We start from the raw sequence: 26,148 nt of genomic DNA, 5'->3' as shown, positions 1-26,148 counted from the left end.
ATCAATCGGTTTAAGCTCGAGTAAAAAGCGCTAACTGCTACGGTAGCGCTTTAACAATATCTGCACTCGCTCAACATAGGCTTGAGTTTCAGGGTAAGGCGGTACACCATTGTATTGGTCTACCCTTGAGGCGCCTGCATTATAAGCGGCGCATGCCAAACTAATATCACCATTAAAACGCTTAAGTAACTGCGCTAAGTAACGGCTGCCAGCATCAATATTTTGCTCTGGATGAAATGCATCGCTCACCCCTAGCTCTTTTGCGGTTGCCGGCATTAGCTGCATCAAGCCTTGAGCGCCAGTTTTAGATACCGCTGCCGATTTAAAGGCGGATTCAGCATGGATAACGGCGCGGATCAATGCAGGCTCTAAGTGATAAGCCTTGGCCGCACTGGCTATTTGTAGCCGGTATTGAGAGGTAAATAGCGGGATCGATTTCCAATTAATATTTGATTCTGGTTTACAGGCGTAACAATCAAACAGTAGAACCTGATAATGCCCCTGCTGCGGAGCATGATCGCTAAATACCAACACGCCAGTAGTCGTGCGGTAATGATAAACCTTCTCACCTTGAGCACGGCTATTGCTGATGACATTGGCGCTAGTTAATGTATGAGTTAACCCTGTGGTAGTTTCGTTAACCTCAATGGTTTTCCCCAACACACTTTTATTTGATGGATTAGCCACAAAATGTGGCTTCTGCCCCAAAGTCTGAACCTCGGCCTGCACAGTAACAGCTAAAAAAAACAGTAAACTAACGAGCGATCCTTGCTTAATCATAATCCGGTCGATTGATCTAATTGCAGTACGTCGACTATAGCAAAAAGCTGCTTCATCTCTTTATTTATCTGACTAAATTCATATTCAAAGGTTGCCGCTTTAAATATCGAAGCCATTTCAAAGCGATTATCTTTACTGCCGAGCATGATAAGCAGCTTATTTTGGTAAAAAGCACATTGGATCTTGTTATCAAAACTTGCCGATAACGCCTGCAATCGCTCCATAAAAGTGACAGTTAAGAGATAACGCGCCTCAATTTGGTCAGTAGAAAATATATCAAACTGCTTTTCAAAGATGGGATCTTCTAATTTTACCCGCTCTAGTCCCTTAAAAGAATCAGATAGAAAGTTCACTAAACCGCCGCGAGTCTTAACCACAACCGTATGCCCACGAAAGCCTTTGTGACTGCTTAGCTCAATCATCACTCCTTTAAACACGGTGACCGTATCAGTATTTTTATCGCGCTTAATCTGCTTGGTAAGGTGCAGCTCATTAAGAGCGATCTCCGTATTCTTATAAGTCCCCTGCACATAATCTTCAAAGTTAGCAGCATCATAATAAGGCAGCAGCTTTGAGGCTTTAAGCGCTGCTAGGCTCATCTTATGATCAGGACTAAAAATAAAATCATGGCCAAAATACTTAAAAATTAGCGGGTAGATCCTCTGCTTTACATCGCTTTTATAATGCTTAATCGGATTAAACACCCACCAGGCAAACGGCAGCGCGAGCACCACTAACCCGATAAGGTAAATCATCAAAGGATCTGTAGTGTTCAAGTAAGGCATAAACAGAAATGCCAGCGCGGCAACGCTAAGATAAATAGCACTGCAAAGATATAAACGCTGACGACAAGACTGCAGACTGGCAACACGCGCATTTTCAAATTTGCTTGTCAGGGGCTCAAGGTGTTGCTGATAGTATTGCTTAAACTCGGCAATCTCAGCAGGGGCGGCAACTAAATTATTACTGTTACGGATAGGCTTTATCGATGCGCCAAAAAGAAAACTAATGAGGTTCATATTGTACTCATGTACTCCGATGATCTCAGTAACAGCCATCACCGCAATGCTGATATGAATTGCGGCTATTACTGAAAAGTCCCAATTACTTCAAATAACTGATTACTTAAAATAATCAGTTATTTTAAGTAATCAGTTATTTTAAGTAATCAGTTATTTTAAGTAATCAGTTATTTTAAATAATCACTGGCATCTACAGGGGCTGTTGACGCCTCATCGGCTTCATAAAAAGGCATCACCTTGACGCTGGCCATTGAGGCAATAATAGAGCCGGGAAAAATTTCAACTGCAGTATTAAGCTCAGACACTGCCGAGTTATAGAAGCGACGCGCCGCAGAAAGCTGCGCTTCCACTTCGTTATAGGTTTGCATTGCTTGCAGCATGGTATTGTCTGATTTAAGGTCAGGATAATTTTCAACACTGACCATTAACTGCGACATTTTTTGATTCAGCTTTTCAGCGACTTCTAGATGGGATTTAACGGCTGTAGGATCGGTATCGTTATAGCGCTTAGTTGCCAAGGTGCGTAACTCGGTGATCTCTGTTAGTAACGACTTCTCATGATCCATATACTTTTGTGCGATCTTGAGAATATTAGGTACTAGGTTAGAACGCTTCTTCAGCTGAACATCTATGCCTGATAAAGCTTCTCGTCCCGTATTACGCTTTTTAATTAAGCTCACATACCATAAGTAGCCAATAATCACGACTAGACCTAACCCCAACAATATCCCTTCCATTTGTATTTCCTATCTATTTTTTTTTATTAAAATGGCTTCGCTATTTCCTTATGGCTCTTACTGTTACTTATTTGAGGAACGAAATCCAGCTTCTACCGACATTTGCTAGCCTTCAATAGCGTCACTTTTTAACCTAATCCACAACAAACTCTTATAAATTCGGTCAAAAAACGCTAACTAAACATCTACTAATGCCACCTTTATCCATTTAATGGTTCAAGCAAGAGTAAAATCTTAGCGGCCGTACACTCTCTGTTCACCACAAAAACTAATACTGTTTAAAATCAGTAGTTAAACACAAATAGCAGTCTATTATTTTTTGAACACCTCAAAAGTTATCTCGAGTATTTTGCAAACTAATATGCCCTAACAGGCAAACTAATCAGTATTTTTATTTAACTTTGAGCTTACTTATTTATTTGTATTCTTTTGGGCATTTAAGCCAAGCAGCCACTAACTGCCCACACCAAGCAGCAGATAAAAGTGAGCGACAACATTACCCTGTACTTATTCAGTCTAGATACAGCTAACTTTAGCTATAGTATTAGGTATAGTAATCACGCTTCTAACGGACACCCCCAATATCTATCCCTTTTGGACTCATTTAAATGAGTCCATTTTTTTTATCTAAACAACTGCACGCAACCCTCTAATATCAGGGAATTACACTTAAAAACACTTAGCAACATCTAAGATTAACAACTGTTAACCCAAGTCGTTTTACCCATTCAGCTTTGATACAGCTAACCCTAGCTATAGTAATCTCAATCCCAACGGATATTGTTAATCAATCCCTTTTGGACTCATTCAAATGAGTCCTTTTTTTTGCCTAAAATTCGCTAAATACCTCCTCCTTAATTCAAGTTTAAAATCCTGCAAAGCCGCACTGGCACTCACGATTACGGCAAACTACGCTAACAACAAATGAGCCGATTTAAGGTTTAATTAATTTTTCTTATCCATCATGCCACATCGGCTTAACAAAACAGTGCTCATTTGTAGTCACTCGAGTCGAAGAAAATTAAAATAAAAACAACAAAATAAAGAACTTACTTTGAAGGAAGATATTATGAGCACCAATAACGGCGATAGTTTGCCCTTGTCCGACGATCTCCCCTCAGCTCCCAATAACAAACCTAATGGCTGGTTTGTTCGCTTCCTAAACGTGGTTGAGCGACTCGGTAACTTACTGCCTCACCCTATCACCCTATTTGCCATGTTTTGTGCTGCTGTTGTGGTAATAAGTGGCATAGCAGGCTATTTCGAATTAACCGTTGTTGACCCAAGACCAGAAGGCGCATCGGGCCGCAATAGCGATGGACTTATCCATGTTGTCAGCCTGATGAACGGCGAAGGCTTAAGGCTGATAGTGTCTAATTTGGTGACCAATTTCACAGGCTTCACCCCACTAGGTACAGTACTTGTTGCCCTACTTGGTGTTGGCATAGCTGACCGTTCAGGCCTGCTATCTGCCGCTATGCGCTTACTCGTGATGGGAGCCTCAAAACGCTTAGTCACCCTCACATTGGTGTTTGCCGGTATCGTCTCTAATACCGCATCAGAGCTGGGTTACGTGGTGTTAATCCCAATGGCGGCGATGATATTTCACTCCTTAGGTCGCCACCCACTTGCCGGACTCGCAGCCGCTTTTGCTGGCGTATCGGGCGGATATAGCGCGAACTTATTACTTGGCACCGTAGACCCATTACTATCGGGGATCACTGAAGCTGCGGCGCAGATGATCGACCCTGACTACCTTGTAGGCCCCGAAGTAAACTGGTACTTCATGTTTGTCTCCACTTTTTTAATCACTTTCCTTGGCGCACTCGTTACCGAAAAAATCGTTGAGCCTAAGTTAGGTAAATATGATGTGAGTGAAGCAGCAATCGATCTTAGCCAGCAGAAAATGGATACGGTTAGCGCTCTAGAAAAGAGAGGATTAAAGGTCGCGGGACTAACGGTTTTGGTGATGTCAGCAGTGTTAGCGCTCACCATCATTCCTGAAGGCGCACCATTAAGAAACCAGGAGACAGGCTTAGTGGCCGGCTCTCCTTTCTTAAAGGGGATCGTGGCATTTATCTTTATCTGCTTTGCCATTCCAGGCCTCGTTTATGGCCGTGTTGTGGGCACCATGAAGCGCGATATTGATGTGATTAACGCCATGTCTAGCAGCATGAGCAGCATGGGGATGTATATTGTGTTGGTATTCTTCGCCTCGCAGTTTGTCGCCTTCTTTAAGTGGACTAATCTAGGCGCAGTACTTGCCGTATCTGGCGCAGATGCCTTAAATGCAGTCGGCTTAACCGGACCATTAGTATTTGTGCTGTTTATTATGATGTGTGGCTTTATCAACTTGATGCTCGGCAGCGCCTCTGCACAGTGGGCCGTTACCGCGCCTATCTTTGTACCTATGTTGATGTTGGTAGGTTACGCACCAGAAACTATTCAAGCGGCTTATCGAATCGGTGATTCGGTGACCAACCTTATCACCCCGATGATGAGTTACTTTGGTCTGATCTTGGCCGTCGCATCTCAGTATAAGAAAAACCTCGGGATCGGAACCTTGGTCGCCACCATGCTGCCATACTCGATTGTGTTCTTTATCGGATGGACCTGTTTCTTCTTTCTTTGGGTGTTTGTATTTGGCCTGCCAGTAGGTCCTGGAGCTGCCACGTATTATACGCCTTAGAAGGTAAAAGATAGGACCTAGGTTCGAGGTACTAGGTCCTAGGAAAAGCTGAGACAGTAAAGCTTAAAACATTGATCCTAGGTGCGAGGTTCTAGGCCCTAGGAAAAGCTGAGACAGTAAAGCTTAAAACATAGATCCTAGGCCCTAGGTTCGAGACCCTAGGTCCTAGGAAAAGCTGAGACAGTAAAGCTTAAAACATAGATCCTAGGTGCGAGGTTCTAGGGCCTAGGAAAAGCTGAGACAGTAAAGCTTAAAACATAGATCCTAGGTGCGAGGTTCTAGGCCCTAGGAAAAGCTGAGACAGTAAAGCAAAGATGTAACGCTGTTATCTTTACGCTTTTCCTAGCAGCCAACTTGTTGGCGTCCTCGCAGTGAGCTTGCGAACGTCCTAGGATCTATCTCCTAGAAGTGAGCTTGCGAACGCCCTAGTATCTAGAACCTAGTACCTTCCTAGCTCTTACCTAAACGGTAATACCAAATCGATAGCGGGACAAAAATAACATTCATCATGGTAGTGAAATTCCAACCAAAGCCGCTTTGATGCAAAGTACGAATGGCTTCCTTCGACGCTGACCAATCCACATGCATATAAATTAAATCAATAATAAGCCCTGTCGCCAGTATGCTCAAAAATAACAGCGCTCCCATCCAACGTGCAGGTTTGGTGCCGTAATATTTGGCATACACTCGCAGCATAGGAATAGTTAGCACATCTGCCAAAATAAAGCCCATTACACCACCAAATGAAATACCGCCGTGCCACAAGGCTGCCGCCAATAATAAGTTACCAACAGAGCATACATAGGCAATCACAGCCACAAAGATACCTATGAGTACATCTAATAAGGAATGTATCCATGCGGGCAGGCTAGTCTGACTACTGATAAACAACTCTCGCCACCAGTCTGCAGGCACTAAGGCAATCAATACCGAAGAAATGACCACCCCAATAACGATATCTTTACCTATCATGCCGATATCCATGCAGAAGTAACCCGCACTGCGACGAACCTTGTCCATATAACTCGGCTCCGCCGCATTATGTGCCGCACTAGAGCCTGACATATCCGCACCACATTTCCCTGCGCCGCACTTCATCTCTTTAGCGCTCTTGTTTGCGTTTGAACCAGGGGTTGAGCTTGGAGTAGGCCCAGTGCTTGGGTCTGCTTTAGCCATTTCAGGCATATCTGCACCGCACTTCATCTCTGTAGCGCTCTTGTTTACGTTTGAGCTTGAACTTGAGCTAGGGGCTGGACTAGCGATTGGACTTGGGTTAGCGGCTGAGGTTGATGTTGAACTTGCAGCAGCCATACCGGGCATGGTCTCACCACATTTCATTTCAGTCGAAACACCTTTCTCTTCAGCCAACAACTTGTCACGTAATGCCCGAGACTGCTCTTTAGGATAGAAACGGAAAATAAAGCCCACTATGACAATAAGTAACAGGCCGCCGATTATCTCACCCCACAAAAACTGCCAACCAAGCAACGACACTAAGACGATAAACATTTCCAAAATCAGATTGGTACTTGCCACTAAAAAAGCCATGGCATTAGGCAATGTAGCGTGTTTAATCAGTAGTGTTTTAGACAGTGAGGCCGCAGCATATGAACAAGAAGACGAGACCATCCCCAAAAGCGTGGTAAGCAGGAGACTGGTTCCATTGGTTCTGCCTAAGTGCTTTACAACGACATCAAGGGGCAAAATATTACGCAGTACAGACGACAGCATTAAACCAAAGGCCAGCGGCCAATAAATTTGCCACACCATACCACTTAAGGTACTAAGAACATGCAAGATTAGTTCAAAGAAACTCTGCATCATATTGCCTCTATTAATTCGGGAACATTTACTACGGTAACAACGTTGGCTAGCGCTAATCATTACGGCTAAGGAGGAAGAAAACGGCTTCACCATAATAGTTAGTTGTTATTTTAGTTCACCCAAATTGATCCATCGCTTTTTTGTCATTAAATCTAATTAATTACTAGATTTATCGAGTAACAGGTTATATTTAGCAGCTGTTTTATCTCTCTAGGCATAGTTTATGAAACTCTTTATCGCCTCTGATTTACACGGTTCCCTTTCAGCCACACAAGCCATGTTGGCCCGGTTTGAACAATCCAACGCACGTTATCTTGTTTTGCTTGGAGATCTGCTTAATCACGGCCCTCGTAACGCCATTCCAGAAGGCTATGATCCCGTTGCAGTAGCTGAAGCGCTGAATCTCTATGCAGATAAAATCATCGCAGTTCGCGGCAATTGCGACAGTGAAGTCGACCAGATGCTGCTGCTATTTCCAATGAGCGCAAGCTTTGCTCAGGTATTACTACCACAAATGCGTCTATTCCTGACCCACGGCCATATTTATAGCCCTGACAAACTGCCAGCACTTCAAACGGGTGATGGACTCGTCTATGGCCATACTCACATACCGGTTGCTGAATATCGCGACAATATACTGCTGTTCAACCCCGGTTCAACCACAATTCCACGCAATGATGGTCGAGCTTCATACGGCTTAATCACAGACACCGAGTGCCAAGTGCGCGCACTCGATAACGATGAGCTGTTACTAAGCTGCCCGGTACGACACAGATTGTAGGAAAAGCAGAAACGAGATCGGGCTTCGCCCTGCGAGAGCGCGACCTTGTCGCTTCTAGAAAAGGCCAAGACGGAAAGATTAAAAGATAGGTCCTAGGTGCGAGGTGCTAGGCCCTAGGAAAGCAACAACCAAAAGATTCCAAGTACTACGAGTAGGCTTTAACTTTTAAGCTGTTAGCTTTTCCTAGCAGCCAACTTGTTGGCGTCCTAGAATCTAGGTCCTCGTAGGTGCGCAGCACCGTCCTCGCAACGAGCTTGCGAGTGCTCTATCTTTTAGCTTTCCTAGCAGCCAACTTGTTGGCGTCCTAGAACCTAGGTCCTAGTAGGTGCGCAGCACCGTCCTCGCAACGAGCTTGCGAGTGCTCTATCTTTTAGCTTTCCTAGCAGCCAACTTGTTAGCGTCCTAGAACCTAGGTCCTCGTAGGTGCGCAGCACCGTCCTCGCAACGAGCTTGCGAGTGCTCTATCTTTTAGCTTTCCTAGCAGCCAACTTGTTGGCGTCCTAGAACCTAGGTCCTCGCAGCGAGCCTGCGAGCGCTCTATCTTTAAGACAACAAAAAGCCCAGCAGATGCTGGGCTTTTTAGTCTTAGCGCGTTAACGATATAACCCTAAGGTTATTTGTTAGCTTTCGCTGCCTTAGCTTCCGCTTTAGCTGCTCTGCCTTCTGCTTTAATCGCTTTAGCTGCATCTCGTTCGCGCTTACTGAAGATACGCTCAACAATCACGAAGAAGATTGGGATAAAGAAGATCCCCATAAAGGTCGAGCTCATCATACCGCCTAGTACCGATGTACCAATAGCATTCTGGCTACCAGAGCCTACACCATTACTAATCGCTAGCGGCACAACACCTAAACCGAATGCTAGAGACGTCATCAAAATTGGACGTAGACGCACTCGAACCGCGTGTAGTGTTGCTTCAACAAGACCAGCGCCTTTCTCGTAGAACTCTTTAGCAAATTCTACAATCAAGATGGCGTTCTTGGTCGCTAGACCTACGGTTGTCAGTAGACCCACCTGGAAGAATACGTCGTTTGGTAAACCACGACCATTCATCGCAAGTAGCGCACCAATAATACCCAGAGGCACAACCAGGATAACCGCAAATGGAACTGACCAGCTTTCATAAAGCGCTGCTAGTACGAGGAATACCACCACAATCGACAAAGCATATAGCATTGGCGCTTGGTTACCAGATAGACGTTCTTCATAAGAAAGACCGTTCCACTCGATACCAAATCCTGGCGGCAGCTTCTTAACCATGGCTTCGATATCATCCATCGCCGCACCAGTACTGTAACCTTCCGCTGTACCACCTTGAATATTCATCGCTGGTAGGCCGTTGAAACGCTCTAGACGTGGAGAACCATAGCCCCAGGTGCCTGAAGCAAAGGCTGAGAAAGGAACCATCTCGCCTTTAGAGTTGCGTACATACCAAGAATCAAGATCTTCTGGCTGCATACGATATTCAGCTTCACCTTGAACGTATACTTTCTTAATACGGCCACGATCAATAAAGTCGTTTACGTAGTTACCACCCCAGGCAGTGCCGAGCACGCTGTTAACCGACTCAATATCGATACCTAAAGCTCGCAACTTACCATGGTCTATATGTACCTGGTAAAGTGGTGCATCTTCTTGACCATTTGGACGAACGCCCACTAGGTTTGGATTCTGCGCCGCCATACCCAGCAACATATTACGCGCTGCGACTAGCTTGTCATGACCTTGGCCATTCTTATCCTGCAGGTAGAAGTCGAAACCGTTAGCGGTACCCAATTCGATTACCGCTGGCGGTACGAAGGCAAACACGAAAGCTTCCTTCATCTGCGAGAACATGCCCATGGCACGATTTGCAACCGACTGTACGTCTTGACCAGGCTCAGTACGCTCAGACCAGTCTTTAAGACCAACGAACGCAATACCCATGTTTTGGCCATTACCGGCGAAACTAAAGCCCGAAACCGCAAATACTGATTTAACGCTGGCACTTTCATCTTCTAGATAAAAGTCAGACACTCTTTCAAGTACTTCTTTCGTTTCTTGCTGAGTCGAGTTAACTGGCAAAATAGCCTGAGTAAACAAGATCCCTTGGTCTTCATCCGGTAGGAATGCTGTAGGCATACGCATAAAGATCCAACCCACAGCAACCGTGATCGCTAGGTACACCATCATAGTTCGACCTACACGCTTGATCATCGCCGCCACACTCGCTTCATAACGAGAGGTTAGCGCATCAAACTTACGGTTAAACCAACCGAAGAAACCGGTTTTTGCATGGCTATCACCTTTAGCAATCGGCTTAAGCATGGTGGCACAAAGTGCAGGAGTCAGGATAATCGCAACCATCACAGACAATGCCATCGCCGACACAATCGTGATTGAGAACTGACGGTAAATCACACCCGTTGAGCCAGACATAAATGCCATAGGTACGAATACTGCAGACAGTGTTAGACCAATACCCACCAGCGCACCGGTGATCTGATCCATCGACTTCTTAGTGGCCTCAATTGGACTGAGGCCCTCTTCTTGCATCACACGCTCAACGTTCTCCACCACCACAATCGCGTCATCTACCAGAAGACCAATAGCCAGTACCATAGCGAACATGGTTAAGGTGTTAATAGAGAAGCCGGCTGCAGCCAACACCGCAAAGGTACCTAAAAGTACAACTGGTACCGCAATGGTTGGAATCAGTGTTGCACGGAAGTTCTGTAAGAACAGGTACATGATCAAGAACACTAATACCACTGCTTCAAGCAGCGTATGCACAACACCTTCAATTGATTTCTCAACAAATGGCGTGGTGTCGTAGGGATAAACCACTTCCATCCCTTCAGGGAAGAAAGGCATCATCTCTGCAATCTTGGCACGTACACCTTCAGCAGTCGCCAGTGCGTTTGCACCCGTTGCTAGCTGAATACCGATACCCGCTGCAGGTTTGCCATTATAAAATGACTCAACTGCATAGCTTTCAGCGCCCAGTTCAACACGAGCCACATCTTCTAGGAACACTTTCGCGCCCGATGTATCGGCTTTAATGATGATCTTTTGGAACTGCTCAGCGGTTTGTAGTCGGCTCTGAGCCGATACAGTCGCGTTTAGCTCTTGGCCTGGTAACGATGGCGCACCACCTAACTGACCTGCCGATACCTGCGCATTTTGCTCTCTGATAGAGCTAATAATATCTTGGCTGGTTAGGTTATATTGCGTCAGCTTTAATGGATCAAGCCAGATACGCATCGCGTACTGGGCACCAAATAGCTCAATGGTACCCACACCCGGAACACGGCTTAGCGGATCCTGAATATTAGAGCCCACGTAATCGGCAATATCGTTTTTATCCAGTGAACCGTCTTCAGATACGAAGGCGGCTACCATCAAGAAACCCGCGCTCGACTTAGTTACGTTAACACCTTGCGCCTGAACTTCCTGCGGTAGTAGAGGCAGAGCAAGCTGTAACTTGTTTTGCACCTGTACCTGCGCGATATCAGGATCGGCTTCGGCGTTAAAGGTTAAGGTAATTTGCGCATTACCAAAGCTATCGCTGGTCGATGAAATGTAGCGAAGGTTGTCAAGACCAGTCATTCGCTGCTCAATAACCTGAGTTACCGAGTCTTCCATTGTCTTAGCCGACGCACCAGGATAAACAGCACTAACCACAACCGACGGCGGTGCAATACTCGGGTACTGAGATACGGGTAGGCCCACAATAGAGAGCACACCTGCCAGCATCACAATAATAGCGATCACCCATGCAAAAATTGGGCGATCGATAAAGAAACGTGCCATAACTCTGCCCTATTTCTGTTGTGTTTCAGGTTTCTTATCAGCAACCAAAGGACCCGCTTTAACAGGGGCACCCGGACGAATTTTTTGCAGGCCTTCAACGATTAGCTCATCACCGGCTTTAAGACCGCTGGTAATACGCCATTGGTTATCAATAACCTCTGCCGTAGTAACGATACGCGCAGCAACCTTGCCATCTTCGATAACCATAGCAACGGCTTCACCCTTGGTATTACGGGTAATCGCTCTTTGCGGCACTAAAATCGCTTCAGGATCGGTACCTGTGTTTAATACCGCACGCACATACATGCCTGGCATCAACACACCGTCAGGGTTAGGAAACTCTGCACGGATAATTACTGAACCTGTGTTTTCGTTTACTGTCACTTCAGAGAACTGCAACACACCGGTTTGACCATAAGGCGTACCGTCTTCAAGGATCAGCTCAACATTGGCATTAGCTGCTGCTTCAATTTGACCACGCTTTAGTTGAGACTTAAGACGCAACATCTGCGTGCTCGATTGAGCGATATCAATATTCATTGGGTCAAGTTGCTGAATCGTCGCCAATGTTTGGCTCTGATTTGCAGTAACAAGTGCACCAGCAGTCACGTCAGACTTACCAATACGACCAGAGATTGGTGCTGTTACTTTGGTGTACTCTAGATTAATTTGTGCAGTATTGATTGCCGCTTTAGCAACCGTTACACGCGCTAATGCTTCTTTGTAAGCCGCATCTGCTTCATCATAATCTTGTTCACTGATTGAATTAAGCTCTACTAGCTTCTCAAAACGCTGTGCCTTTGCTTTAGCCGATACTAAGCCAGCTTCTGCACTAGTAAGATCAGCCTTGGCACTCACCAGTGCAGCTTCATAGGTCGATGGCTCTATTTGATATAGAGATTGTCCTTTCTCGACATCTCTACCTTCAACAAAGCCGCGTTCCATAATAATACCGCTTACCTGTGGACGTACTTCCGCTTCCAAATAAGACTTACTACGGCCCGGTAATTCAACCATAATTGATTGAGGTTTAGTGGCGATAGTTATCGTACCGACTTCCATTGGTCCACGCTGCTGAGGCCCTTGTTCAGGTTTTTGCTCACAGCCACTTATCCATAACGCCACACTTAAAACAGAGGCAATTTTCACTATTTGCCGCATGAGAACTCCTAATAAAAGCCATCTACTCGGTAATCAAATTTTTGAAAGCAGAAAGTGCCGTCAAACCCACCTTTGGAAGCATAATTTTTTGTCAAATATATAACGGACCTTTATCTCACAATGTCCGCGAGTCAACAAGAAAAACTCCCAGTTTAAATTGTAAGTTAATGAAAATTTACGCATGAAATCAGCTGCATGTGTTTACCAGATGTTAACAAGAGTAATAACAAGCAAAACATGTTACCCCCAGGTTAAGGCAAGCCTGTGCATCGCGGGCCACATTAACATCGGAACAGCATTAACATTTAATTTATAAGGATTTTATGTCAACAAGATTAAATCAAAAATAATCAGGTTGAAGCTTAAATTCGATTATCGCCAACACTGCAAGCTAAGACTCTACTGATATCGGCTAGACTGCGCCCTGACTCTTGTTGCCAATGATTAAACACATCTTGCACCTGCTTTAATCCAGCTTTTGAGCTAAAGCCATAATCCACTAGACCTTGACTCTTTAAATAGCCTTGTACGTCATTGGTTAACAAAAAGGTATCTTTGCCCATAGCGCGCAAAAAATAAGGACCGGTGTTGCCCCCAAGACGAGTGCCTTTGCGTTTAAGTTCAGCCCAGAGTCCGGTGATATTATCGCTCGGCCAGTCTGCAATATACTTGGCAAAACTGCCGTGTATAGCCGCAAGATCGTTGACCATATGAGCATTGTCATAGATCGCCATGGTTTTTTTAAGGTGACGTATTAACTTGGGATCACTGGCGCGTTCTTGTAGCTGCTCTGGAGACAACATCAATACCTTAAAGGGCTCGAAACCGAAAAAGGCCTGCTCATATTCAGGCCACTTAGCTTCTACAATCCGCCATACGAAGCCACTTTGAAACACCTTTTTGCTGAGTTCAGATAGCAATTGTGCATCACTATATTGAGTCAACTCTTGAGGTGACAAACTGCCTGGTAGCAGCGCTTCTAGTCCTTCATCCCCGCCCTTTCGCTGTGATGCTCTAGCGTAAATAGCGGCAAACTTTTCGATTTGGCTCATATTCTCTCTCGTTATTTAAACTCTATCGCTAACGGATTAACCTTTTGCTTATATTCACTAAACGATCGATGTGACCCGATGCTTTATCCCAATCACACAGCTATCGGCCTCAAGCCAGAGTCTGCAGCATTGAGAGTCCAAGGGTTAGCGACTAAGGTTAATAGTAATCCTTAAAATTACGAACCGATATTGGATATGGATCTGTATTACCACCCACTGGCGCGCCAGTCACAAAAAACACTTATCGCCCTCTATGAAAAACAGGCAAATTTTTATCCGCACGTCATAGATCTCACTGATGTTTTTCATCGACGCAATTTTATTCGTCTTTACCCGTCAGGGCAGCTCCCTACTTTGCAACTCAAGTCTGGGGAGTCTTTTAGCGATGCCAGCATCATTATCGAGTATCTGGATAACTATATCAGCTCTGGCACCCAGCTTATTCCTATCGACAAGATGCAAGCCTTATATGTCAGGTTCTACGACAGACTCAGCGATAATCGATTAGACAGAAGCATTGAAGAGTGGTTACAGGCCCGCGAGACCAGCCATGATCAGATTTACACCAAACATTTAGAAAAAGCGGTGCTTGCGATATTGGAAGAGTTCGATAAGCGACTCGCGAGCAACCATTGGGTATGTGGTGACAGTTTTACCTTGGCAGACTGCGCGCTGATCCCCTGCTTGAAAACCTTAGAAAAGAAACTACACCTGCTCGATTATCAGCATATTGGTCGCTACTGGATCCAGGCAAAACTAAGGGGGTCTGTAGTGCAAACCATCGAAGAGATAGAGCTCACTCACGCCACATTAGGCCAAAGTGAGCGCTTTAGTCATACCTAGCTCAGTGGCGCTGACTGCAGTTAGCGACTAACAGCACTTAGTAGCTAACAACTAACGGCACTTAGCTGGCCGCTTTAAATTCTATCGTCTCACTCGGCTTAACTGGTAAATTACATTCTTTCTTAAGCTGTAAAAATGCTTTCCATTTGACCACCTCTGCTGGCATTGGCGGCGCCGGTTGCGTAAAGCCAACCTCTTCCAGCATGGTGGTTATGGCAACTTGCTTACCTTTACAGACAAACACTCCGCGTACATGGGCAATGCAATGTAAGCCTCGCTCGCTAACGAAACGCTGCTCAATATAAAAATACTTTTCATCCCAGCCCACCAGCTTGGTTTCAATTTCAAACTTAGCGAACGGCTTAATATCGCGAATGTAGGTGAACTCCGCCGCATTGACGATCGGCATCCAACCTAACTTTAAAAATCGTTTCAAAAATCCCATCTCCGCCATCATGTAGGTGCGAGCAAGATCCATAAAAGCCGGGTAACGAGAATTGGTAAGATGAAAGTTAACATCGCAGTCACTTGGCAGGGCGCGATATGACAATGTGCTGGTGTCTAAAAATCCGATTTTTTGACAATGACGCGTACGCCATAAAAATAACCAAAATAGCCTAAAATACAGATTCATTGACAATACCACCTAACATCCTTGGAAAGAGCCGAAAGGCTAACAGAGGTCATACCAGATCACAAGTGTGAACCAGCTCAAATAAAAAAGGCGCTAAAAGCGCCTTTAATAATCTTGCCAGTTAATGACTAACCGGTAATACCGCTATGTCTAAGCAAAGCGTCAGTTTGCGGTTCACGACCACGGAAACGCTTAAATAGCTCCATAGGCTCCTCGCTACCGCCCATCTCTAAGATATTTTCTAGGAAGCGCTTACCTGTTTCAGGGTTAAAGATCCCCTGCTCTTCGAACAGTGAGAATGCATCAGCAGAAAGGACTTCGGCCCACTTATAGCTGTAATAACCTGCCGCATAACCACCGGCAAAGATGTGGGCAAAACTATGCTGGAAACGGTTAAACTCAGCGGCCTTGATCACTGCAATTTGCTCACGTACTTCATCTAACTTTTGTTGAATTTCAGCGCCTTTAGCTGGGTCAAACTCAAGGTGCATCTTAAAATCGAACAGTGAGAACTCAAGCTGGCGCAACATCATCATGCCTGACTGGAAGTTCTTCGCCGCTAGCATCTTATCTAACATGGCTTTTGGTAAAGGCTCGCCTGTTTCATAGTGACCAGAGATCTCAGCTAAGGCTTCCTCCTCATAACACCAGTTCTCCATAAACTGACTAGGCAACTCAACCGCATCCCAAGGCACACCGCTAATACCCGACACGCCACCCACATCAATCTTAGTCAGCATATGGTGAATACCATGGCCAAACTCATGGAACAGAGTCGTGACTTCGTCATGGGTAAACAGTGCAGGCTTACCTGCCACTGGCGCATTGAAGTTACAGGTTAAATAAGCCACAGGATCTTGTAAGCCATTTTCTGTCATGCGACGCGCTCGGCAATCATCCATCCAAGCACCGCCACGTTTACCTTCACGAGCATAAAGGTCGAGATAAAAACTACCACGATGCTCATTATTGCTGTCAGTGATATTAAAAAAGCGTACGTCTTTATGATAAGTATCAAACTCTTTTTGCTCTTCAACCTTTAGGCCAAATAGGCGCGATACGGTATAAAACAAACCTGATAAGACTTTGTCTTCAGGGAAATAAGGGCGCAGTAACTCTTGCGAGATCTCATATCTATGATGCTTAAGCTTTTCAGCGTAGAAACTTAGATCCCAAGCCTCAAGTTCAGTTACACCGCACTCTTTCTCTGCAAATTCAGTTAGCTCTGCAAGCTCAGTCTCACCTTGAGTCTTAGAGCGAGCTGCAAGTTCGGTTAAAAAGTCGAGTACTTGCACAGGAGACTCTGCCATCTTAGTCGCTAATGACTTATCAGCGTAGCTGTCGAAACCAAGCAGATTTGCAAGCTCATGGCGCAAAGCCAAAATTTCATCCATTAATGGGCCATTATCAAACTCACCAGCATTTGGACCTTGATCCGATGCACGCGTAACGAAAGCGCGATAACACTCTTCGCGCAGTTCGCGGTTTTCACTGTAAGTCATCACAGGTAGGTATGATGGAAAATCTAGTGTAAATAACCAACCATCTAACTCTTTTGCTTCGGCCATTGCCTTTGCTGCTGCAACAGCTGACTCAGGCAAACCGTTAAGCTGCGCTTCATCGGTGATAAGCTTAGTCCAAGCTTGCGTGGCATCTAATAACTGATTAGAAAACTGACTGGTTAGCTCTGACATTCGCTTCACAAGCTCGCCGTAACGCAACTTGTCACTATCGCTTAAGCCAATACCTGATAATTCAAAGTCGCGCAGACTATTTTCAATCAACTTCTTCTGCGCCTGGGAGTAGTGAGCAAACTCTGCCGACTCAGCAAGTGACTTGTAGGCTTCATAAAGCCCCTGATGCTGACCCACAAATGTACCGTACTCAGACAGTAATGGTAGACAAGCATCATGGGCTTTACGCCACTCTTCGCTGCTAACAACCGAATTCATGTGCGAAATAGGTGACCAGATTTTACCCAGTTGATCATCAACCTCTTCTAGCGGTGCAACTAAATTGTCCCAGGTAAACGGATCTTGGTTAGCCAATACTTGTTCGATCTTTTGACGACAATCGTCAATACCTTGCTCGACAGCTGGCTGAATATGTTCTGGCTTAATACTTGAAAAAGGCGGTAGCTTGTTGCTGTTTAGCAAAGGATTGCTCATTGATGATTCCTTAACATTCTATGTTGATACTTAAGAGATAAGGGCTAATGAGGCCTTATTCAATATTTAGCCCATAATTCTTTGTAAAGATTGTCAGCTCTAACAGCTGGAAAATCGATTTACCATGACGAAAGTCAAACTTTTCAGCACAAATTTTATGCGCTAACGATACTGCAAACCAGATCGCAAATACGAGCCATTATCATTTACATTCTTGCGTTTAAATCTAGTATGCGAGAGGTCAATTTCTTTCGCCAAAATTTTGAGTTCACACATGATAAAAACGAGCCGATGCACAGTCTTATTGTCGTTATTAATCAGTACTGCTGCCTTTGCTGATGAAGCGCCCAATATCGATGATTCGCACAATACTAAAATCATCGAAAAGCGAGCACTTGATGATAGCGGACAAGTTCAGGGGCTTATCGATCTAGGCTGGGACTCAAAATACATCTCAGAAGGCCGTAATAACCTAGACAAAGGTGGCATTTACTGGGCGACTGCCGCAGTACAAAAAGATAACCTTAATCTGTATGCCAGCGTAGGTCGTGGGGACAGCCAAAACTATATCGAATGGAACTTTGGTATTGAATATGGTTTTCAGCTCAGCGAAAACTTAAGCGGTAGCGTCGGCTATCAGCGTTTAGAGTTTTATGGCGACGAGCGCGCCCATGACAATGAACTGTTTAGCTCATTGGAATACACAGCTGTTGAGTGGTTAATTCCTTCTGTGAGTTACACCTATTCTACCGAAGCTGCAGGCTATTTTGTTGAAGTCAGCCTGCATAGCAATTGGGAGTTGGCCGAAGGCTTAACGGTTAGTCCATATGTCACCCAAAGCTTTGACTTTCAATACGTCACCGAAGAACATGATGGCCCGAACCATTTTCAGTTTGGTGTTGAAGCCGAATACCAACTGCCTAATAACCTTGTCTTATCAGGTCATATCAGCCACACCATAGCTCAAGAAGACATAAAGTTAGAAGCGCGTAATGATGGCATTACGGGCAGCCTAGATGAAACCTTTGCAGGCCTGCACCTGAGCTGGAATTTCTAGGCGATACCGTTAATAACACCTAGCGGGTCGCTATGAATAAACCCAAGCAAGCCGCACTGAAAAAATATTGTCAGCTATACTCATTACTGAGCAGCTAACCGCTTGTGCTCTTGCTTGATAACACTTATTCAAGCTGGAGCAATTCAATATCCTGATACGAACACTGATACAAACACATATGAGATTACACGGACGCTAATCTTGCTACAGAGGAACAGGGAATGTTACTTCTATCTCGTCTATTGATAGCCACACTTATCATCTTATATAGCCAGACAAGCTATTGCAGTGAGCTTATCTCTAGCAGTAAACCAACCTCTCGCAATAAGCCTAATTCTCACAATGAACAAGATAGGCCTTCACTCGACTTAGGCAGCGTGCTTAATGATAAAGGACAGCCGATAACTGTCCCCAGCGAAACCCAGAGTCACTTTAATTACTCAGCCCCCGCCATTGCAGCCTCTTCGCCAGCCAATGCTAAAAACAGCAAGACTAACAAAACAAAAACAAAAAAAGCCAAACCTCAAAGCCGTAAACAACAACTTGCCAGTCGCAGCAAGGTAGCCAACGATCCTGGTTGTCGCTGGCTTAATGGCCGCATGAACAGCCTAGAACGCAACTTAAGCTCTGGAGTCAACTCACGCAATCGCCACTACCAACAAGAGTTAAGCGTCAGACAAGGCGAATGGGAATGCATGAAATGCGGCGCCGAGGGACCGGATCAGAGTGACCACGGAAACTGTCAGCATAAACGCTAACACAAACAACTTAAACGCAGCCACCGCCCCCGATAGCATTGCCAATGATGCGGGCTTTCAAAACGCTAAACTTAAGTCATCTAGCTCATAATTTATAGGGCTAGCTGGATCAAATTTTTCCCTCTACAATGGTTCGTTCTTGAACTGGCACAAAGCCAATAAATTAATTCGTGATTGCTTGTTTATCGGATTTAAACAACCCACGGATTAATCATAATTACAGGTACAAAAGCCCCACTCATCTGCTTTTGTCCAACAGTTCGCAACTTTATTGGAGATACACATGGCTCAACATTTTGATTATATCTGTCTTGGCGCTGGTAGTGGCGGTATTGCATCGGCTAACAGAGCGGCTATGCGTGGCGCCAAGGTTCTGCTTATCGAAGCCAAAGAGCTCGGCGGCACATGTGTCAATGTGGGTTGTGTGCCTAAAAAAGTGATGTGGTACGGCGCGCAAGTCGCTGAAGCCATGCACCTGTACGCCAAAGACTATGGCTTTGACGTTACCGTCAACAAGTTTGACTGGAGCACATTAGTTGCTAGCCGCGAAGCCTATATCGACCGTATTCATGGCTCTTACGACAGAGGCCTTGAAAGTAACGGCGTTACCCTAGTACGCGGTTACGGTCGTTTCGTTGATAAAAGCACCATCGAAGTCAACGGTGAGCATTACACGGCCGATAACATTTTGATCGCCACTGGCGGCGCAGCAACCATTCCAAATATTCCTGGTGCCGAGCACGGTATCGACTCTGACGGTTTCTTCGCATTAGCAGAGCAGCCTAAGCGTGTTGCCGTTGTCGGCGCAGGCTACATTGCGGTTGAAGTGGCAGGCGTACTGCAAGCACTTGGCAGCGACACCCACCTATTTGTACGTAAGCATGCACCACTACGTAATTTCGACCCAATGCTAAGCGAAGCATTAATGGAGTCGATGGCGATTGACGGCCCAACTCTACACACTCACAGCACGCCAGAGTCGGTCACCAAAAATGATGATGGCAGTTTAACGCTTAAGATTGAAAATGGCGAAAGCTACGATGTTGATTGCCTCATTTGGGCTATTGGCCGCCTACCGTCGACAGGCAATATCGGCCTTGAAAACACTAACGTTAAGTTAGATGCCAAAGGTTATGTAATCACCGATGAGCAGCAAAACACCACAGACGCTGGCATCTACTGTGTGGGCGACATTATGGCTGGCGGTGTTGAGCTAACCCCAGTTGCCGTTAAAGCGGGTCGTCTACTGTCAGAGCGCTTATTCAATGGTATGACAGATGCCAAGATGGACTACAACCTAATTCCAACCGTAGTATTTAGTCACCCAGCCATTGGCACTATGGGCTTAACCGAGCCAGAAGCTAACGCCCAATTCGGCGAAGACAATGTGACAGTTTATACCTCAGGTTTTACTTCAATGTACACTGCGGTAACGGCTCATCGCCAAGCGTGCAAGATGAAACTAGTTTGTGCAGGCGACGACCAAAAAGTTGTGGGTATTCACGGTATTGGTTACGGCATGGATGAAATTTTACAAGGTTTTGGCGTTGCGATGAAGATGGGCGCAACCAAAGCGGACTTTGATGCTGTTGTGGCTATCCACCCAACGGGTGCTGAAGAGTTCGTTACTATGACGGGTTAGTGTAGGAAAAACATCTTCCACACGTAAATAAATCTGGAAAATATTTAACCACTGGCTATGCTGTATGTATAACCAGTGGCTTTCTAGGTGGATTTATGTCATTTTTAATTCAATCGAGCAATGTCTACAAAAAGACAGAGTTGTCAATCAATAATAGCGACTGTCACTGTGCCCCCATTAATGGCAACATTGGCTCCCTTCCAACTCTTTTTAATCAAGATGGCTCATTCAATCACGAAGCCAATAGCTACCTTTTCTATCAAAAAGCAGTAAAGGATGCTAAAGACCTATCTCCTTGCGCTCAGGCCTTGCAAGCCTATTATCAGTTCCTTGAGAGTGAAGGGTTGGAGTGGAATAAATTCCCCCCCATCAAAAGACTTAAACCGACTTACCTTTTCCGAGCTCATTTATTAAAACAAATCAAGAAGGGGGCGCTTGCACACAGCACAGCTAGCGTCCGAATAAACCAAATCGTTAACTTTTATAAATGGTTAATGCACGATGGTTATTTGAAGATTAAAAATGAAAAAGAAGCCCCTTTCAAGATGGAGTTTGTGTCGATCAAGCGTACTGACATGCTCGCACATATCGCCCCAAGCTTCACAGTACAAACAAGTGATTTACGAATCAAAGTACCAAGAGATAGTGACAGTAAAAACATCCGTCCTTTATCTCCACTCAGCCAAGATGATTTATCTATACTAATAAGCTATTTGCCTTTTGCATCGGAAGAAGTCAGGTTACAAGTCCTAATATCCATAGATACAGGGTTACGAATTCAAGAGGTTGCTACATTAACTCTCGATGCGCTTGATATTGCTAAACCGCTTGCCGAATCTGAACATCGCTATGAGATAACTGTATCTCCATATCGAAATGGTGTTCAAACCAAATACGCCAAAGAGCGAATAATCGAAATATCCAAAACACTACTAAATGAATTAGAGGATTACCGTACATCCAACCGGCGATTAAAGCGAGTAAACAAGCTTAATGCCAAGCTAGATAATTTTGAAACGTCAACAAAAGGATTGACTCATGGAATGGTCGAAAAGTTAGAGTTTTGCTTAAACCATGAGCCTTTATTTGTCAGTGAGCAAGGCAACCCCGTTTCACCAAAGTCCATTGAAGCAAGGTGGTCTGAGCTAAGAAAAAAAATTAAACAAGCGCATCCTACATTTGAACATCGCTTTCATGATTTTCGCTCGACATACGGTACATATCGACTTCATGACCTTCTTGAAGCTGGCTTGCCTATCGTTGAGTCTATGGAGTTGTTAATGAGCTGGATGGGGCATAAAAACGAGTCAACCACTTGGAAATACTTGCGCTACCTAAAACGAAAAGAAGCATTCAAAGTTAAATTTGGCATTTTAGATAGCATCATGCATGAAGTGTTAGAGGTGGACAGTGAGTAATGTAACATATTTACACAAGTGGAATCCTGATCTGTGCATTCAGCTCGATACTGGTGATAACGTCAAAGCAGATTTCAATCGTTTTTTGTTCAAGCACATCCCCTCAACCCAAGCTCTTCAACAAGCGGGGGATTTTGAAGGTTCTGATAGAGAAGGCTTTATCCTTCAAATGAAAGCTCAATTTGATGAAGCTATCGAGGAAGGTGGGAGCCACTCTTTTCTCTACACTTTATTTATCAAGACATCCCATTATCTACGATGGTGTGACAAAGAGGATGTTACTGCTTTTACCAAATCTTCACTTGAAAGTTACATGGATCACCAAAATGAACGAGTGATGTTAGGGCAAATACGAAGCTCAAGTTATGCTCAGACTCACTCAACAATGGTGACAATTTTCACCCAGCACTTGGATTTACCTCGTTCATATTTTGAAAATATTCTGGTTCGAAACCATAGTGACATAACCCCCTTTGAAGCATACACACGAAGCGATTTAAAGCAGATGCTTCCTTTTTTACGAGCGCTTTTTAAACAGACTCATCAACAATTTGTGAGTAACCCAGAGAAGCATATCAAGGCGCAAAAAAGTCACGCGACCATGATTTTTCACTGGAACGGCCGCGATTATAAGCTTTGTGCAGCTATCTCTAAAATGATGGTTGCAGGCACATTTCTAATGGCGTATTACACCTATGCAAATACGAGTGACTTATTCAAGTTGAAACAACCTGAAAATGCCTCCATAACGCTAGGGGAAGTCTGGTATACCATGCCAGCCTTTAAGCGCAGAGCCTTTAAAACAATCCGTATAGAAATGGGGGGACATGAGCTGGAAATCCCGAAATACTCAATAGACTTCTTTGAGAAATTACTTCAAGCTTCAAAGTTGATTTCTGATGATGCAAGTGCCCTTTTACTGCAAACTGTAGCCTCGAAAAAGGTGCAACCCATCAAAAACGTTACTCTGCAAGATTTTTTAAAAAAATGGATGGAAAAGCATTTTGTCTTTATCGACCAAACAGGACGACGGCTGCGCCCTGTTGTAAGCCGATTTCGAGAAACGGGCACACAACTGACTGCTTATCACCAAAGCGAAGTCACAAACGATATCATGCTTGGAAACTCTCCGAAGGTGCGAAGCAAACATTACAGCGAAGGAAACAAACACAACAATAATGGGATGATGCAAGACACCCTATCGATTCGTGAAGAGCAAATAAGAAGTAGTGTCGATACAGAACAGGCTAAAGATAACATTGGCATTGATGTGCTTGTCATTGACAAAGAGAGCGCTATTAACATGCCTAATATCAGCCGCACCCTCAACGGGGGGAGTTGCAGCACCCCCTTTGGAAGTCAATCGGAAAAGTACACCCTGAAAGCTAAGAAACAAGGGTTAGCAAAAGAAGGTGAGCGATTGGCTTGTGCAAATTTACTGGGATGTTTTGGTTGTCCTAGTCAAGTTATTGTCCAATCAGTTGCGGATATATGGTGCTTATTGTCGTTCAGAACGTGTATTGAAGAATCGCTTTACTTGCATTTAGATGCACATCACTACCGTAAAAACTTTGAAGAGGTCATGGCGTTTATCGACTCTAAAATTCTCCCCAATATTAATACCAAAATCTTGAAACAGGCAGAAGAAAAACTGAATAATGATGGCCTTCACCCGGCATGGGATGAGCCTGAATCGATCCTTTATTTAGCTACTAACAGCAAAAATGAGAGCGTATAATGCCAGTAAAACACTTATATTCAGGTGACTTTCCCAAGAAGAATCAAGTGCTACAAATTGATGTTGTCACGCTTTATCATGAGGGACGATTTGATGAGTTGGATGCGGTTGTTATTTGCAAGGATGAATCAGGAAAGGTGACGGCCACTTTCAGCGACAGCGATTGGGATTGCCTTCCGTTTTCTCGAAAAAAAAGCAAGAACAAACTTAATTTTAAACACTTAGATAGCCACCCAGAGTTGCAACGAGAATTAAAATTATTCACCTATGGGTGGTTATTCAATAAAAGCCCACAAGGTCGAAAAGCACTCAAGTTTTCAGGGCTTAACTCCAGAGTCAGTGACATTAATAAAGCATACCGCTATCTAGCGGAGCAGAATTGCAACTCCATACAGTCTCTTTCTAAACCCTCTATTTGGGATGATTTTGAAACGTATTTAGTGGAAAGTAAATTTGCCCAATCCTCAATAGTGAAGTGTTTTGTCAGTATCAATGCTGTGATTAAGTTTACATCATGGCACAAGGTCAATCATGGGTTCAATAAGACAATAGAAAGTCAAGTTTTAGCTAAAAAATTGAACGAGATAGAAAGCCAGCAAACCTTCACGATACCAGAGCGGTTGTGTCATGCTATTTACGGCAAAGCCATTGAACTGATTGAAGAAGCGCACCCATATAGGCAGTTGATTGCCCAAACTGAAAATGCTCTCCAAGAGAACTACCTTGAACGGAAACGAACTGTTGATGAAAAAATTAAAAACGGCTCTACATTCAATCCTATGCTACCTAATGGCAAGATAGATACCCAAAAATACGCACAGGCAATTAGCCTCAGTCAACCACAAAAAGCGAGTAATATTATTGCGCCTCTTGCACAAAAACTGCCTAATACACCACTTAAAAACAGCAATGATTTTCAGAGGTATTTAAGTCAATTAATCACATCAAGCTACATCGTGTGTGGAGGCTTTAGTGGTATGCGAGATTCAGAGCTAGATAAACTGACACCTAACAGCTATTACAAAGATACCTTTGAAGGTCGAGATTATCACATGCTTCAATCTCATACCTTTAAACTTGGTGAAAGGCGAGAAACATGGGTAACAGCAAGCTCATCAAAAACAGCAATTGAGCTAATGACAACACTGACCGATAAGAGGCGACAAGAAGCAAATTACCCAGACAAAAAATACACCAATTCCATCTGGGTCAATCAAACTTTTCGCTCGAAGCCGCCTATATTAATACATAATTGGAATCAACGCCTTCATCGATTCTGCAAGCAATTTAATTTCATTGTGGCAGAAGAAGATTATCAAGAGTGTCTAGATTCCAACCCTCAGTCTCATGAGAAAATTAAAAAAACTATAAAAGTCGGGGAGCTGTGGCATTTAACATCCCACCAATTTCGACGAACTCTGGCGTTCTATTGCATCAAGAACCGTTTGGGCACAACAGTTGCTCTTAAGCAGCAATTTAAACACCTCTATCTTGCAATGACAGAGTGGTACACTAACGGTGGCAAACTAGCCAGTTATCGTAGCCTTATCGTGGATGACAAAATAAAAGCGATGCTTAATAACATCAACGCTGAAACCACCGCTAATAAAATATTTAAACAATGGCATTCCGATGACAAACTATCCGGATCACACGGAAAAGCGATAGTGAAAATGCGTGATAATGTGCCAACCATTTATAGCTCTTGGGAAGTGATCTATCGAGCAGTTAAAGACGGAAAGCTAACGCTACATGGCTCCTTACACAGCTATTGCAAATCCGGTTATGATTGCGATATGGATGGTGTGGTTGCCCCTCAATTTTGCGTAGATTGCAGTTCTGGGAGTAGTATCATTGATGAGCAGCAAGCCCAATGGTGGAAGCGAAAGCACAGCAGCTTAACCGCTTACATGAATGCTGAAAGTAATGACATTGAAGTGAGTGAGCGCAGTCATTATATAACTCAGGTGAGAGCCGCAGAAAAAGTCATGTGTGATTTTGATATCGAATTCGTGCCTTTTGAGGCAGAGCTAAACATTGTTAGGGTTTAA

At 44.3% G+C, this 26,148-nt stretch carries 18 protein-coding genes; 9 read left to right on the top strand and 9 right to left on the bottom strand.

Annotation, left to right across the window (positions count from 1 at the left end):
* Window positions 1-30: 30 nt before the first annotated feature.
* The 3 genes from ACVBIO_RS03840 to ACVBIO_RS03830 all read right to left on the bottom strand — a co-directional run bounded on the left by ACVBIO_RS03840 (window position 31) and on the right by ACVBIO_RS03830 (window position 2,539).
* Window positions 31-780, bottom strand: coding sequence for a lytic transglycosylase domain-containing protein (locus ACVBIO_RS03840; protein WP_447169094.1), 750 nt, complete (start codon window positions 778-780; stop codon window positions 31-33).
* Complete coding sequence (locus ACVBIO_RS03835; protein ID WP_447172018.1) at window positions 777-1,799, bottom strand: DUF3137 domain-containing protein; 1,023 nt, start codon at window positions 1,797-1,799, stop codon at window positions 777-779. The genes ACVBIO_RS03840 and ACVBIO_RS03835 overlap by 4 nt, the downstream gene beginning before the upstream one ends.
* 170 nt (window positions 1,800-1,969) lie before the next feature.
* Window positions 1,970-2,539, bottom strand: a complete 570-nt coding sequence (locus tag ACVBIO_RS03830; RefSeq protein ID WP_447159019.1) for a LemA family protein — start codon at window positions 2,537-2,539, stop codon at window positions 1,970-1,972.
* A 1,069-nt stretch (window positions 2,540-3,608) separates the two neighbouring features.
* Between ACVBIO_RS03830 and ACVBIO_RS03825 the strand changes: the two genes are divergently transcribed.
* The gene (locus ACVBIO_RS03825) at window positions 3,609-5,228 is read left to right on the top strand and encodes an AbgT family transporter (RefSeq protein ID WP_447159020.1); all 1,620 of its coding nucleotides are present in this window, start codon (window positions 3,609-3,611) and stop codon (window positions 5,226-5,228) included.
* A gap of 450 nt (window positions 5,229-5,678) precedes the next feature.
* Here the strand turns inward: ACVBIO_RS03825 and ACVBIO_RS03820 are convergent, their stop codons facing one another.
* On the bottom strand, window positions 5,679-7,052 hold the full coding sequence (locus tag ACVBIO_RS03820; RefSeq protein WP_447159021.1) for a permease: 1,374 nt from the start codon (window positions 7,050-7,052) through the stop codon (window positions 5,679-5,681).
* A 223-nt stretch (window positions 7,053-7,275) separates the two neighbouring features.
* Between ACVBIO_RS03820 and yfcE the strand changes: the two genes are divergently transcribed.
* Window positions 7,276-7,833 (top strand): phosphodiesterase, encoded by a 558-nt coding sequence (yfcE, locus tag ACVBIO_RS03815; protein ID WP_447159022.1) that lies wholly within the window; start codon window positions 7,276-7,278, stop codon window positions 7,831-7,833.
* A gap of 613 nt (window positions 7,834-8,446) precedes the next feature.
* Here yfcE and ACVBIO_RS03810 read toward each other — a convergent pair.
* The 3 genes from ACVBIO_RS03810 to ACVBIO_RS03800 all read right to left on the bottom strand — a co-directional run bounded on the left by ACVBIO_RS03810 (window position 8,447) and on the right by ACVBIO_RS03800 (window position 13,839).
* Window positions 8,447-11,626, bottom strand: a complete 3,180-nt coding sequence (locus ACVBIO_RS03810; RefSeq protein ID WP_447159023.1) for an efflux RND transporter permease subunit — start codon at window positions 11,624-11,626, stop codon at window positions 8,447-8,449.
* Window positions 11,627-11,635: 9 nt separating this feature from the next.
* Window positions 11,636-12,787, bottom strand: a complete 1,152-nt coding sequence (locus tag ACVBIO_RS03805; RefSeq protein WP_447163071.1) for an efflux RND transporter periplasmic adaptor subunit — start codon at window positions 12,785-12,787, stop codon at window positions 11,636-11,638.
* 362 nt (window positions 12,788-13,149) lie between these two features.
* Window positions 13,150-13,839, bottom strand: coding sequence for a DNA-3-methyladenine glycosylase I (locus ACVBIO_RS03800; RefSeq protein ID WP_447172017.1), 690 nt, complete (start codon window positions 13,837-13,839; stop codon window positions 13,150-13,152).
* A gap of 195 nt (window positions 13,840-14,034) precedes the next feature.
* Between ACVBIO_RS03800 and ACVBIO_RS03795 the strand changes: the two genes are divergently transcribed.
* A complete protein-coding gene (locus tag ACVBIO_RS03795; protein ID WP_447169137.1) occupies window positions 14,035-14,682 on the top strand; it encodes a glutathione S-transferase family protein in 648 nt (215 codons plus the stop codon).
* Window positions 14,683-14,743: 61 nt separating this feature from the next.
* Here ACVBIO_RS03795 and ACVBIO_RS03790 read toward each other — a convergent pair whose 3' ends face one another.
* Window positions 14,744-15,316, bottom strand: a complete 573-nt coding sequence (locus ACVBIO_RS03790; protein WP_447159026.1) for a thioesterase family protein — start codon at window positions 15,314-15,316, stop codon at window positions 14,744-14,746.
* Between the two features lie 128 nt (window positions 15,317-15,444).
* Window positions 15,445-17,484 carry an oligopeptidase A gene (gene prlC, locus ACVBIO_RS03785; RefSeq protein ID WP_447172016.1) on the bottom strand — a complete coding sequence of 680 codons (2,040 nt, stop codon included), beginning with the start codon at window positions 17,482-17,484 and terminating at the stop codon, window positions 15,445-15,447.
* A gap of 274 nt (window positions 17,485-17,758) precedes the next feature.
* Here prlC and ACVBIO_RS03780 point away from each other — a divergent pair, with 274 nt between their 5' ends.
* The 6 genes from ACVBIO_RS03780 to ACVBIO_RS03755 all read left to right on the top strand — a co-directional run bounded on the left by ACVBIO_RS03780 (window position 17,759) and on the right by ACVBIO_RS03755 (window position 26,148).
* On the top strand, window positions 17,759-18,541 hold the full coding sequence (locus tag ACVBIO_RS03780) for a hypothetical protein (RefSeq protein WP_447159028.1): 783 nt from the start codon (window positions 17,759-17,761) through the stop codon (window positions 18,539-18,541).
* Window positions 18,542-18,762: 221 nt separating this feature from the next.
* Window positions 18,763-19,299 (top strand): hypothetical protein, encoded by a 537-nt coding sequence (locus ACVBIO_RS03775; RefSeq protein WP_447172015.1) that lies wholly within the window; start codon window positions 18,763-18,765, stop codon window positions 19,297-19,299.
* Window positions 19,300-19,582: 283 nt separating this feature from the next.
* Window positions 19,583-20,941, top strand: coding sequence for a glutathione-disulfide reductase (gorA, locus tag ACVBIO_RS03770; protein ID WP_447172014.1), 1,359 nt, complete (start codon window positions 19,583-19,585; stop codon window positions 20,939-20,941).
* Window positions 20,942-21,036: 95 nt separating this feature from the next.
* Complete coding sequence (locus tag ACVBIO_RS03765) at window positions 21,037-22,359, top strand: tyrosine-type recombinase/integrase (protein WP_447172013.1); 1,323 nt, start codon at window positions 21,037-21,039, stop codon at window positions 22,357-22,359.
* Window positions 22,352-24,097 (top strand): hypothetical protein, encoded by a 1,746-nt coding sequence (locus tag ACVBIO_RS03760; RefSeq protein ID WP_447172012.1) that lies wholly within the window; start codon window positions 22,352-22,354, stop codon window positions 24,095-24,097. The genes ACVBIO_RS03765 and ACVBIO_RS03760 overlap by 8 nt, the downstream gene beginning before the upstream one ends.
* Window positions 24,097-26,148: a hypothetical protein gene (locus ACVBIO_RS03755; RefSeq protein WP_447172011.1), complete on the top strand. Its 2,052-nt coding sequence runs from the start codon at window positions 24,097-24,099 to the stop codon at window positions 26,146-26,148. The genes ACVBIO_RS03760 and ACVBIO_RS03755 overlap by 1 nt, the downstream gene beginning before the upstream one ends.

The sequence above is a fragment of the Shewanella sp. 0m-8 genome (genome assembly GCF_052977265.1).
Note: the sequence above shows the minus strand (reverse complement) of the source record. Positions and strands in the feature narration are given on the sequence as shown.